At 67.0% G+C, this 11,539-nt stretch carries 10 protein-coding genes; 4 read left to right on the top strand and 6 right to left on the bottom strand.

Features of this window, described 5'->3' with window-relative positions; all coding sequences use genetic code 11:
- Positions 1 to 85 precede the first annotated feature (85 nt).
- Both AC3A3Q_RS16915 and AC3A3Q_RS16910 read left to right on the top strand, forming a co-directional pair.
- Complete coding sequence (locus AC3A3Q_RS16915; protein ID WP_487587340.1) at positions 86 to 538, top strand: VOC family protein; 453 nt, start codon at positions 86 to 88, stop codon at positions 536 to 538.
- A 29-nt stretch (positions 539 to 567) separates the two neighbouring features.
- A complete protein-coding gene (locus AC3A3Q_RS16910) occupies positions 568 to 1,827 on the top strand; it encodes a multidrug effflux MFS transporter (protein WP_487587339.1) in 1,260 nt (419 codons plus the stop codon).
- A gap of 136 nt (positions 1,828 to 1,963) precedes the next feature.
- On the opposite strand, the gene AC3A3Q_RS16905 is transcribed toward AC3A3Q_RS16910, so the two are convergent.
- Both AC3A3Q_RS16905 and AC3A3Q_RS16900 read right to left on the bottom strand, forming a co-directional pair.
- Positions 1,964 to 3,052, bottom strand: coding sequence for an aromatic ring-hydroxylating oxygenase subunit alpha (locus tag AC3A3Q_RS16905; RefSeq protein WP_487587338.1), 1,089 nt, complete (start codon positions 3,050 to 3,052; stop codon positions 1,964 to 1,966).
- Positions 3,053 to 3,104: 52 nt separating this feature from the next.
- Entirely contained in the window at positions 3,105 to 4,550 is a 1,446-nt protein-coding gene (locus AC3A3Q_RS16900; RefSeq protein WP_487587337.1) for an amidohydrolase family protein, read from the bottom strand.
- A 145-nt stretch (positions 4,551 to 4,695) separates the two neighbouring features.
- Between AC3A3Q_RS16900 and AC3A3Q_RS16895 the strand changes: the two genes are divergently transcribed.
- Entirely contained in the window at positions 4,696 to 6,069 is a 1,374-nt protein-coding gene (locus AC3A3Q_RS16895; RefSeq protein WP_487587336.1) for an MBL fold metallo-hydrolase RNA specificity domain-containing protein, read from the top strand.
- On the opposite strand, the gene AC3A3Q_RS16890 is transcribed toward AC3A3Q_RS16895, so the two are convergent.
- Together AC3A3Q_RS16890 and AC3A3Q_RS16885 are read right to left on the bottom strand one after the other, a co-directional pair.
- Positions 6,070 to 7,239: a low temperature requirement protein A gene (locus tag AC3A3Q_RS16890; protein WP_487587335.1), complete on the bottom strand. Its 1,170-nt coding sequence runs from the start codon at positions 7,237 to 7,239 to the stop codon at positions 6,070 to 6,072. It lies immediately after the preceding gene.
- Between the two features lie 26 nt (positions 7,240 to 7,265).
- Entirely contained in the window at positions 7,266 to 7,619 is a 354-nt protein-coding gene (locus tag AC3A3Q_RS16885) for a DoxX family protein (RefSeq protein ID WP_487587334.1), read from the bottom strand.
- Between the two features lie 477 nt (positions 7,620 to 8,096).
- Between AC3A3Q_RS16885 and AC3A3Q_RS16880 the strand changes: the two genes are divergently transcribed.
- Positions 8,097 to 9,407, top strand: a complete 1,311-nt coding sequence (locus tag AC3A3Q_RS16880; RefSeq protein WP_487587333.1) for a DEAD/DEAH box helicase — start codon at positions 8,097 to 8,099, stop codon at positions 9,405 to 9,407.
- A 61-nt stretch (positions 9,408 to 9,468) separates the two neighbouring features.
- Here AC3A3Q_RS16880 and AC3A3Q_RS16875 read toward each other — a convergent pair whose 3' ends face one another.
- Both AC3A3Q_RS16875 and AC3A3Q_RS16870 read right to left on the bottom strand, forming a co-directional pair.
- Positions 9,469 to 10,365, bottom strand: coding sequence for an alpha/beta fold hydrolase (locus AC3A3Q_RS16875; RefSeq protein ID WP_487587332.1), 897 nt, complete (start codon positions 10,363 to 10,365; stop codon positions 9,469 to 9,471).
- 82 nt (positions 10,366 to 10,447) lie between these two features.
- Positions 10,448 to 11,497: a L,D-transpeptidase gene (locus AC3A3Q_RS16870; protein ID WP_487587331.1), complete on the bottom strand. Its 1,050-nt coding sequence runs from the start codon at positions 11,495 to 11,497 to the stop codon at positions 10,448 to 10,450.
- Positions 11,498 to 11,539 lie beyond the last annotated feature (42 nt).

Here is an 11,539-nt window from a genome sequence, read left to right as displayed (position 1 = left end):
CTTTTTTGGAGCCAGTGTGGCGGAGGCGCGCGGTTCCTCGTGCGGCCGCCGGCGTATGCTGTCGTCCCTGGTGCAGGATGCCGCGATGACGCCCCCGTTCCGATTGTTGCAGCTCGACCACGTCGTGCTGCGCGTGCGCGACCCGGCGGCGATGGCGGCGTTCTACTGCGACGTGCTCGGCTGCAACGTCGAGCGCCGGGTCGATGCGGTGGGCCTGGTGCAGCTGCGTGCAGGCAACTCGCTGATCGATCTGGTCGACGTGGCCGGAAAGATCGGGCGCATGGGCGGCGCCGCGCCAGGGGTGGAAGGGCGCAACATGGACCACCTGTGCCTGCGCGCCGATCCCTTCGACCGCGAGGCGATCGTCGCCTGGCTGCAGTCGCATGGCGTGCAGGTCGGCGAGTTCGGACGTCGCTACGGTGCTGAAGGTGAAGGCCCGTCGCAGTACCTGTTCGATCCGGAGGGCAATCTGGTCGAGCTCAAGGGGCCGCCGGACGAAGTGCCGATCGATACCGCGGCGTCGAACGCCGGCACCTGAGCTCGCTGCCCCTCACCAGAGATTCGTTGATGCCCACCGCTGCACCCGCACCTTCGCTGTCCATTTCCGTGCGCCTGCTGGCCCTGTTGCTGGGCGGCCTGGCGATGTTCGGCCCGTTCTCGATCGACACCATCTTCCCGGCGTTTCCGGCGATCGGCACCCAGTTCGGTGCCGACAAGCTGGCGATGCAGCAGACCATCAGCGTCTACCTGATCGCCTATGCGGCGATGAGCATCGTGCACGGGCCGCTGTCGGATGCGATTGGCCGTCGCCGCGTCATCCTCGGCGGGCTAACGGTGTTCACCGTCGCCTCGGTCGGCTGCGCGCTCGCCACCGACCTGACCACGCTGCTGGTGTTCCGCGCTTTGCAGGGCCTGTCGTCGGGCGTGGGGCTGATCGTCGGCCGCGCCGTCATCCGCGATGTGCTGCAAGGTCACGACGCGCAGCGATTGATGAGCCAGGTGTCGATGATCTTCGGCGTGGCGCCGGCGGTGGCGCCAGTGATCGGCGGCTGGATCCTGGGCTGGAGCCACTGGCCGGCGATCTTCTGGTTCCTGGTGGCGTTCTCGCTGGTGCTGCTGGTCGTCACCTGGCGCACGCTGCCGGAGACGCATCCGCCGCAGGCGCGCCTGCCGATCGTGCCGCGACGGCTGCTGCGCGACTACATCGCCATCGTCATCAATCCACGTTTCCAGCGCCTGGCCGCGGCCAGTGCGTTCAACTTCGCCGCGTTGTGGCTGTACATCGCGTCGGCGCCGGCGTTCGTGCTCGACGTGCTCAAGCTCGACGAGCGCCAGTTCGGCTGGTTTTTCGTGCCGATGATCAGCGGCATGGTGCTGGGTGCGTTCGTATCAGGGCGTGCGGCCGGCAAGGTTACCGGTGAGAAGCTGGTGTCGATCGGTTTCGCCTGTTCGGCCGTGGCGATGGTGCTCAACCTGGGCTACAACCTGTGGACCGACACGCCTCAGGTGCCTTGGGCGGTGTTGCCGATGATGCTCAATGCGTTCGGCATCGCCCTGGTGTTCCCGATCGTGACGCTTTCCATCCTCGACATGTACCCGCGCCAGCGCGGTTCGGCCTCATCGATGCAGGCTTTCACCAGCCTGGTGCTCAATGCGCTGATTGCCGGCGTGCTGTCGCCGTGGATCAGCGACCACATGCTGTGGATGGTGGCCGTGGCCAGTGCCTTCCTGCTGGTGGCGTGGGGCTTCTGGCGCTGGGAGGCGGCGGTGGTGCGGACGCGGTGCCCGGCGGAGCCGAGTGCGACGGTGCCGGAAGAGAGTCTGTGAGAAGCCCAGATCCGTCATTCCCGCGAAGGCGGGAACCCAGTGCCTTTCGCCAGGAACGATGCAACGGCAACGACGCTGGGTTCCCGCCTTCGCGGGAATGACGGGTTACATGATTCCTGCTCACGCAGGATGAAGGTCACGCCTCTCGATACACCCGCCGCAGCAGCTCATGGAAGTGGTGCACCGCGTTCTCGCGCAGCGGGTTCAACCGGCCCGGCTGGTACGAGCCTGATGCCATCCCGCGCTGCACGTCCTCGCAGATGGTGAGGTCCTCGAACTGCACTTCGTCGCTGAAGTTGAGGTCGGCCAGGCGCCGCTCCGCGGCTTCCTCGGACTCGTCCATCGCGTAATAAAAGTCGAACTCGACGCGGCACTTGTCCACGCCCTTGGCGATCACGCGGTTGGTCTGCAGGCGGCCGGGGACGATGTTGAGCATCGTGTTCGGCCAGATCCAGTAGTACAGCGCGTCGCCGCTGCCGTACAGATCATCGCCGCTTTCAAGCGGGCTGTACTGCAGCGAATACCACTCGTGGGTATCGGTCGTGTAGCTGCGGTAGTCCAGCAACTTGTTCAGCCCGGGGTGCACGTGCGGCACGTGGTAACCCTCCAGGTAGTTGTCGATGTAGATCTTCCAGTTGCAGTTGATGTCGTAGCCGACGCGGCGGTGATGGCCGTAACGCTCGAGGTGGCGATCGGCGCCGAGGCGCTCGTCGATGCCGGCAACCATGGCATCGAAGTCGATCGCATGCTCGGCATCGACCGCGGCGAACACCAGCCCCTGCCACACACGCACCGCCAGTTGCGGCAGCTTGATGTCGGCGACGTTGAAGTCCGGCGCGGTGCCCATCTCCGGAGCCGAGCGCAGCGCCCCATCGAGCGTATAGGTCCAGCCGTGGTAGCGGCAGCGCAGCGACTTGGCCGCCAGGCCGTCGCAGGCGGCCAGCGGGCCGGCACGATGGCGGCAGACGTTGTGGAAGACGCGGATCTCGCCGTCGGCGCCGCGCACGGCGATCACCGGCAAGCCGTTGAAGTCACCGACGACGTGGTCGCCGGCGTTCTGCAACTGGCAGACGTGGGCCAGGATCTGCCAGCCGCGGTCGAAGATCCGCTCGCGGTCCAGCGCCACGGTCGCCGGGTCTGCGTAGTAGCGCGCGGCGAGCGAGGTGGCACGGTCCGCCGGCTGGGCGGCGAGGGTGGCGGCGTCGAGCAGGTCGGGGCGGTTCATGGGCCAAGTATGCCCCTACCGCCCCGTGTTTTTAAGGCTTCGTCTGTGGTTTTTAGGGCTTCGCCTGTGCCCGCTGAGCAGCCACCCGCGCCTCCACGTCGGCCAGCATCGCGTCGAGGTGGCTGCGGTCGTAGGCCTGGCCTTTCATCACCACCGTATCGATGCGGCGGGTTGCGGCGATGTCCAGCAGCGGGTCGGCGTCGAGCAGCACGATGTCGGCGGCCTTGCCCGCGGCCAGCGTGCCGTTGGTGTCGTCGTGACCGAGGAAGCGGGCGCCGTTGATGGTCGCGGCCTGCAGCGCCTGGAGAGGCGTCAGGCCGTACTTCACCAGCAGCGCCAGCTCGTCGTGCAGGCCGATGCCGGGGTAGTTGTACGAGTTGAGGAAGCCGGCATCGGTGCCGGCCAGGATCGTCACCCCCGCCTGCTGCAGCAGCGGCAGCACCGAGGCGTTGCGTTCGAAGCGCAGGTGGCGCGCGGCAATCGCCGCCGCGTCGTCCTTGGCCGCGCGTTCGACGCGCCAGGTGTAGGTCGCCTGCAGGCCCGGACCGATGTACCTGAGGTAGTCGTCGTTGCGGTGGTCGTCCTGGTCGAGGAAGGCCACGACCTCGCTGCCGTTGAGGGTGGGCGTCACCGCCGTGCCTCGCTTGGCCATGCGCGCGTAGGTCGCCTTGGCCAGGTTCACGTCAAAGGTGGCGTTCCACTGCGTCCAGGCATCGCGGCTGTTCATTTCGCCGCGGGCGATTGCTTCGCCGAGTTGCTTCTCCTTCGGCGAACCGGCCTTGAAGGCGTAGTCGATGTGTTCGACCGAACTCAGCCCGGCGGCGCTGACTTCATCGATGGTGATCGGGTAGGGCACGTGCGCGGAGGTCTTCAGGCCGCGACGTCCGGCTTCCTTCACCGCGGCCATGAACAGTTCCGGCGACAGCGTGTTGTCGGTGATCTTGACGAAGTCGACCTTCCAACCCTGCAGCTTGTCGAGCGCCTGGTTCAGCTCGGCGATCGAACCGATCTCCAGGTCGCCGGGCCAGATCGACTTGTAGCCTTCGATCTTCGGTCCGGACGTAAAGATCCTGGGTCCGAGCAACTTTCCGGCGGCGGTCGCTGCGCGCCATTCGAACACGCTCGGGCTGAGGTCGCCGGCGGCGTCACGCACCGCGGTGATGCCATGGGCGACGTACAGCGGCAGCAGGTTGCGATTCTCTTCGATCAGGGCCTCGCCGCCGCCGAAATGCACGTGCATGTCCCACAGGCCGGGGATCGCGAACTTGCCGCTGGCATGGACCGTCTGCGCGGCATCGAAGCGGCTGGCGCGGGCCTCGTCGACGATCGCGACGATGCGTGCATCGCGTACCGCGATCGCCTGGTGCGGGTGGCGCTTGCCGTCGACGACGTCGATCACGGTCGCATCGCGCACGAGCAGGTCGATGTGCTCGGCAGCATGGATCGTGCCGCTGGCCAGGACAGCGGCGAGGGCGGTGGACAGCAGGGGCTTGGTCATCGGGGGACTTCTCGGGACGGGCGGCAAAGCGGGCAGACGGCAATTGTGGCCGCGTTTGTCGTGATGCGGGCGGCCGGCGATCACGGAGCCTGCCAGCGCCCATGCTAGGTTTCGCCTGTCACCACTATCGGCAAAGGATGCGGCGATGCGCGTGCATTTCCATGGGGCGGCGGGCGAGGTCACCGGCTCGCTGCACGAGGTCGAGGCGGCGGGCCGCAGGCTGCTGCTCGACTGCGGCCTGATCCAGGGCAGCCCGGAGGCGGAGCGGCGCAATCACGAGTCGTTCCCGTTCGATCCGGCCGCGCTCGACGCGCTGGTCATCAGCCATGCCCACATCGACCATATCGGTCGCGTGCCATTGCTGGTACGGCGTGGCTTCAAGGGACCGATCTACGCCCAGCAGGCGACTGCCGAGCTGATGCCGGTGATGCTGCTCGATGCCGCCTCGATCCAGGAGGGCGACGCCGAGCGCGCCAACCGCCATCGCCACCATGGCGAGCCGGAAGTGCTGCCGCTTTACACGCGAGAGGACGTGCAGGCGGCAATGGCGCAGGTGCGCACGCTGCCGTACGACCAGCGCAGCGAAGTGCTGCCGGGCGTCGACATCGCCTTCCGCGAAGCCGGCCACATCCTGGGCTCATCGAGCGTGGAAGTGTGGGCCGATGGCCGCAAGCTGGTGTTCTCCGGCGATCTCGGTCCCAAGGGGACACCCATCCTGCGCGACCCGGCAACCATCGACCGCGCCGACCTGGTGTTGATGGAATCCACTTACGGCGACCGCCTGCATCGCGATCGTGCCGAGACCATCCGCGAACTTGGCGGCATCCTCGACACGGCCTGGCACGAGGGCGGCAACGTCCTCATCCCTGCCTTCGCGGTCGGGCGCAGCCAGGAACTGCTTTACTGGTTTGCGCGGCACTGGGACGAGTGGCAGCTGGCGCGCTGGCAGATCTTCCTCGACAGCCCGATGGCTGCCAAGGTGGTCGACATCTACGACCGCCATGCCGAACTGTTCGACGAGGACGCGCGGCGCGTGTGGCAGGACAAGCCCAATCCGTTCCGCCTGCCGAACCTGCACATCACCGCTTCACGCGAGGAGTCGATGGCGATCAACCGCATCGAACGCGGCGCGATAGTGATCGCCGGTTCCGGCATGGCCAATGCCGGGCGCATCCTGCACCACTTCCGCCACCGCCTCGATAGAAGGCAGACACACGTGGTGTTCGTCGGCTACCAGGCCGAAGGCACGCTCGGGCGCAGGCTGGTCGATGGCGCTTCGTGGGCGCGCATCCATGGCTCGGACGTGCGCGTCAATGCGCAGCGCCACACGGTCGGCGGCTTGTCGGCGCACACCGACCAGCGTGGCCTGATGGAATGGTACGGCGCGATCGAAGGCCATCCGCCGCTGGCGCTGGTACACGGTGAAGACAAGGCGCGTGAAGCGCTGGCCGGGGAAATCGGCGAGCGCTTTGGCGTGCAGGCGGTGCTTGCGCGGCCGGGAATGGTGCTGGAGGTTTGATCAGCGCGCGCGCCGCAGCGCGATCGTTTCCCACACCGCCACCATCACCAGCACCGCAGTCGTCGCCATGCCCACGGCCAGCGCCGACATATGCAGCGAAATGGCGATCGGCGTCAGCGCGGCCAGCAGCACCAGCCCGGCGCAATGCGACAGCGGCGGCGAACGACGCTCGTAGCTGGCCCACTTGAACAGCGCGTTGCCAGCCAGGTACAGCGCCGGTCCGCCGAGGATCGCGGCCAGGCCGGCATCGGTGGCGTGCTGGGGGTGGGTAAGCACGAGTTCGTCGGCAACCGCGCAGACGATGACGCCGCCGACAATCAGCAGATGCAGGTAGGTATAGATCAGCCGCGCCTGGCGGCCCGGATCATCGGAATGCGAAATGCGATGGCTGGCGCGTTCGGCACCGCTGTCGAAGTAGATCCACCACATCGCCACGCTGCCGAGGAAGGCGCTGACGAAGGCGGTGACCGTCACGGCCGTCCAGGCCAGGCCCGCGAACGTCGCGCCGGTGACGAGGATCGATTCGCCCAGGGCGATGATCACGAACAATCCACAGCGTTCGGCGAGGTGGTGGCCGTCGACGTCCCAGTCGGCGGTGGTCGAACGTCCCAGTCCCGGTACCCAGAAGTACACGGCGGGCGAGATGTATTCGATCGCAACGGCGGCGATCCAGTAACTGGCGCGCGAAGGTCCGTCGGCAAGGCCGCCGAGGATCCAGAACACCGCCGACAGGGACATCCACGAGGCGATGCGGACGAACGTGTGGAAATGCACCGGGCTGTGGCCACGCATGACGAAGGCGACGAAAATGGTCCGTCCCACCTGCATCGAAGCGAACACCGCGCCGAATACCAGCCCGCGCTCGCCGAACGCCTGCGGGATCGACGAGGACAGCAGCAGCCCGGCCAGCATCAGCGCGAACAGCATCACCCGCACCGGCGGGCGCTCCGGGTCGAGCCAGTTGGTGACCCACGAGGTGAAGATCCACAGCCACCACAGCGCCAGGAACAGCAGCAGCGTCTGCATGGCGCCCTTCACGCTCAGATCGGCGAGCAGGGCATGCGACAGTTGGGTGACCGCAAACACGAACACCAGATCGAAGAACAGTTCGACCATGGAAACGCGGCTGCTGTCCTGGTGGCCGCGCTGGCGCAGCAAAGAAGTACTCATCGTTTAGCGGGATCTAAGTGGCGGCTTCAGTGGTGGCGGTGGCGATTGGCGAATGCCAGCAGCAACAGGCCGCCGATGATCGATACATTCTTCATGAAGTGCAGCAGTTGCGCCCCGCGCTGCGCACCTTCGAACGACCAGAACGGGTGCGAGACCAAGGCATCAACCAGCATCGCCACGGCCGCCAGGGTCGCGGTCCAGCGCAGTTGCCAACCGGCGGCCATCGCCAGGCCCAGCAGCAGTTCGGCGGTGCTGGCGATTAGGGCGGCGCTGCCGATGGCTTCCCCGCCGGCCCAGGCGAGCAGGCGGTAGCTGCCCATGGCGATGAACACGCTGGCCACCAGCACCCGGCCCGCCAGCCATCCGGCATTTCGTTCCATGAATCCCGTCCCGATGCGACTTGGGCGAAGGGTCGCACAAACCGCCCGGAGCCGCCCACGGGCGCCGCCACCGCCTCCTGGGGCCCTCGCCACCCATGGAGCCCCTCTTCCGCCTGCGGGAGAGGGGTTGGGGAGGGGCCATCCGCCGCCCGCGCCTTAACCGCCCGGCCCCCCGGACTGGCACCGGACCCGCCTTTCGCGTAGAGTCCGCCCCGTTCAGCGCACGGCTGCCTCCCCGCAAGGGTACGTTTCCCAGGTATGCCCGCCGTTGGCCCAGACATTGGGCCAGTCATCACGGCTTTTATCCCGCACGTCTTTCGTCGCGCAGACACGGCCCGGAGCATCCGGCAGCCGTCCAATTCGATCGCTCACAGCGCGGTTTTAGGGAACGCTGGAGCCATCAACGCGACAATCGATCGCGCGCCCACCTTTTTCGTGGGCGTAGACGGGCGTCGCGAGCCAAAGGAGTTTCACCACATGACGTTCGAATCCCTCGGGCTTTCGCCCGCGTTGCTGCGCGCGCTCGCCGACCAGAACTACACCGTCCCCACACCTATCCAGGCCGAAGCGATCCCGCTGGCCATGGCCGGGCACGACCTGCTCGGCGGCGCCCAGACCGGCACCGGCAAGACCGCTGCCTTCGGCCTGCCGCTGCTGCAGCGCATGTCCAAGCAGACCCCGTCGAACGGCTTCCGTCGTCCGCGCGCCCTGATCCTGGTGCCGACGCGTGAGCTGGCGGTGCAGGTCACCGAGAGCCTGCGTGGCTATTCCCGCCACGTCCGCCTCAACATCGCCGCCATCTTCGGTGGCGCCGGCATGGGCCCGCAGGTGGAGCTGTTCCGCCGCGGCGTCGACGTGCTCGTCGCCACCCCGGGCCGCCTGATCGACCACATGGAGCGCGGCACGGTCAAGCTCGACGCGATCGAAGTGCTCGTGCTCGACGAAGCCGACCGCATGCTCGACATGGGCTTCCTGCCGGCCATGAAGCGCATCCTCGCCAAGCTGCCGCGCGAGCGCCAGACGATGCTGTTCTCGGCCACGTTCGAGTCGCAGCTCAAGCAGCTCGCGCTCGAGTTCATGCATCACCCCAAGCAGGTGCAGGTCGCCGCGCAGAACACCATCGCCGAGACCATCGTGCATCGCGCCCACCCGGTCGATGTCGCCAAGAAGCGTGACCTGCTGGTGTCGATCCTCGCCGGTCGCCACACCGATCGCGCGATCGTGTTCGGCCGCACCAAGCACGGCTGCAACCGCCTTGCCGAGCAGCTGGAAGAGTCGGGCCTGGCCTCGGTTGCCATCCACGGCAACAAGAGCCAGGCACAGCGCCAGAAGGCCCTGCGCGACTTCAAGTCGGGCAAGGCCCGCGTGTTGGTCGCCACCGACGTCGCCGCGCGCGGCCTGGACATTCCGGACCTGCCGCTGGTGATCAACTACGACCTGCCGATGGTCGCCGAAGACTACGTGCACCGCATCGGCCGTACCGGCCGCAACGGCGCCACGGGTGAAGCGCTGTCGCTGGTCGCACCGGAAGAGGGCGGTCTGCTGCGCCAGATCCAGCGCATGCTCAAGGCCGACATCGAGCTGGTCTCGGTGCCGGGCTTCGAAGCGAGCCGTCCGATCCAGATGAACGCTCCGATCCCGAACCCGCGCGGCGCCAGCCAGCCGCGCAAGCCGTCGCACCGTCCGCACGGCAAGCCGGCGGCGCGTCACGCGCACGCAGGTCCGAAGCAACATCGCAGCGGCGGCCAGGGTGCCGGCCGCGGCTCGCGCAGCGGCTTCAGCGGCTGATCCACGCGGTAGTGCATGACGAAAACCCCGGTCGCGAGACCGGGGTTTTTTGTTTGTGTATCTAACTGCCAGCCGGCGCCGCTGTGAAATCCGAGAGGTATTCCGGCGCGCGATTGCACACGATCGACAGGTGCCCTTCGTCGGGGAAATATTGGTAGACGCCGCGAGCGAGATTGGCGGCGATGTACTCGCCCATCCGGGGCGGAACATTGCGGTCGAACCCGCCCTGGTAGACGTGCACCGGTGCATTGATCGCGGACAGTTCGAATCCGCGCGGACGTGCGATCAACGCCGCCTCCGCCATCGCGCCGTGGATGCCCTCGCGATACGCCATTGCCAGGCTCTGCGCGAACCTGCCGGCAATCTCGTCGTTGCCGGCAATGAAGTCGCGATCGGGCGGCGTCATCATCGACGACAGTCGCCGCAGGGCAGCCAAAGGATCTTTCGCGAACATGCGCTGATCCATCCGCAACATCGGCGTCACCAGTCGCGGGCTGATACGTGCCAGGCCGAACAGTACTTTCAGTGCCGGGTGCTGCTGGCGGCGGATCGCGGGCACATCCATCGGACCCATGCCCGCGACCAGCCCGACGTAATCGAGCCGATCGGCAAGTTCGTGCGCGCACGCCAGGGCATAGGCGCCGCCGCACGAGATTCCAAGCACGCCGAAGCGCGACAGTTGCAATGCCTGCGTCAGCTGGCGTACGTCGTCGACCCAGGACAGGATCGTCCGCTGTGGCGCCGGGCTCGAGTAGCCGAATCCCGGACGATCCGGCGCGATCAGCGCAATCCCTGCTCGCGCAGCCTGCTCATCGATCAGCGACGCCTGCACATGGCATCCGGGGAAGCCATGGAAAAACAGTAGCGGCTTGCCATCCGGGCGGCCGTAGCGGCGGTACGCAAGCGTCCTGCCATCGTGCAGGGTGATCGGTGATGGCGGCGAAGTGTCTGCGCGCATGGTTCGAATCTGGTGGACGACCAGGCGACATGATGGCCAAGGCCCGGACGATGGGAAACCGGATCAATTAATTAAACGCCGCTCACTTTTCCGGCGGATCCGAATCAAGCACCTGCACTGGCGCGCCGCCAGTGGTGGTGTCCGTCATCCTCGCGTCGGTCACCAGCATGACCACGCCCGGACTCAGCAGCGGCAACACCGCGGCGACGAAATCGTGCGGAATCACCACGCGATTGATCGTCTCCGGACCGAGCAGCATGCCCGACGGATCGGTGCCGCCAGGGATGCCGATCGCACTCCAGTTCGGCATCTGCGTACCCGGCAGCAGCGGGTTGTCGCCGGGCAGGTAGCCTTCCTTGACGATGTAGGCATGCGTGCCAAGCGGCTTCTCGGGATTGCGGATCAGCACGCGCGAGCGTCCGATCTCGATGCCGTTGCGGTAGACGATCACGCGGCCGTCGGAGCCGCTGAGCAGGATCGACACCGGGCCCTCGGTCGACACTTCCGGGCGCCAGCGGTACTTCTGTCCGTCCTCGAGCGGCGGAATCCCCGCCTCGGCGCCGGTGTGTGGATCGATCGGGCTCAGCGCGCCCGGATGAACGATGTCTTCCGGCGACTTGCCTTCCTGCGACACCACCACGGTCATGCCCATGTTCGACGAGCCGAACAGCAGGCGCGCGAATTCGGACGGAAGATGCACGCAGCCGTGCGACTCGGGGTAGCCGGGCAGGCCGCCGGCGTGCAGGGCGACGCCGTCCCAGGTCAGGCGTTGCATGTACGGCATTGGCGCCGCGTTGTACTTGCTTGAACGGTGATCGGCGTCCTTCTGCAGAATGGTGAAGACGCCGGTCGGCGTTTCGTAACCCTTCCTGCCGGTGCTGACCGTGCTCACCCCGATCGGGATGCCGTTGCGGTACACGTAGGCGCGCTGCTCGGTGAGGCTCACCACCACTGCCAACGGCCCGGCGCGATTGTCGCCGCCCCAGATCCACTGTCCGGGCTTGAGTTGCGCCGGCGGCGTGTTGGCGGGACTGGATTCGCGCGCGCCCCAGGAGGGCACGGCGGCGTTGGCAGCCACGCACAGCAGCAGGGACAAGCTGGCGGCGAGCAGGCGCGGAGTGAAGCCAGGCATCAGGCGATCCGTTCTTTTATGTGCCACAAGCCTAACGCACGC

The sequence above is a fragment of the Lysobacter sp. Soil_C_59 genome, from assembly GCF_057656415.1.
This window is presented reverse-complemented; position numbering and strand designations above follow the sequence as displayed.

Bases quoted from the DNA above. Each gene is read 5' to 3' on its own strand.
- AC3A3Q_RS16910 (WP_487587339.1), top strand. From the start codon at position 568: ATGCCCACCGCTGCACCCGCACCTTCGCTGTCCATTTCCGTGCGCCTG.
- AC3A3Q_RS16880 (WP_487587333.1), top strand. From the start codon at position 8,097: ATGACGTTCGAATCCCTCGGGCTTTCGCCCGCGTTGCTGCGCGCGCTC.
- AC3A3Q_RS16890 (WP_487587335.1), bottom strand. From the start codon at position 7,239: ATGAGTACTTCTTTGCTGCGCCAGCGCGGCCACCAGGACAGCAGCCGC.
- AC3A3Q_RS16900 (WP_487587337.1), bottom strand. From the start codon at position 4,550: ATGACCAAGCCCCTGCTGTCCACCGCCCTCGCCGCTGTCCTGGCCAGC.
- AC3A3Q_RS16895 (WP_487587336.1), top strand. From the start codon at position 4,696: ATGCGCGTGCATTTCCATGGGGCGGCGGGCGAGGTCACCGGCTCGCTG.
- AC3A3Q_RS16870 (WP_487587331.1), bottom strand. From the start codon at position 11,497: ATGCCTGGCTTCACTCCGCGCCTGCTCGCCGCCAGCTTGTCCCTGCTG.
- AC3A3Q_RS16885 (WP_487587334.1), bottom strand. From the start codon at position 7,619: ATGGAACGAAATGCCGGATGGCTGGCGGGCCGGGTGCTGGTGGCCAGC.
- AC3A3Q_RS16905 (WP_487587338.1), bottom strand. From the start codon at position 3,052: ATGAACCGCCCCGACCTGCTCGACGCCGCCACCCTCGCCGCCCAGCCG.
- AC3A3Q_RS16875 (WP_487587332.1), bottom strand. From the start codon at position 10,365: ATGCGCGCAGACACTTCGCCGCCATCACCGATCACCCTGCACGATGGC.
- AC3A3Q_RS16915 (WP_487587340.1), top strand. From the start codon at position 86: ATGACGCCCCCGTTCCGATTGTTGCAGCTCGACCACGTCGTGCTGCGC.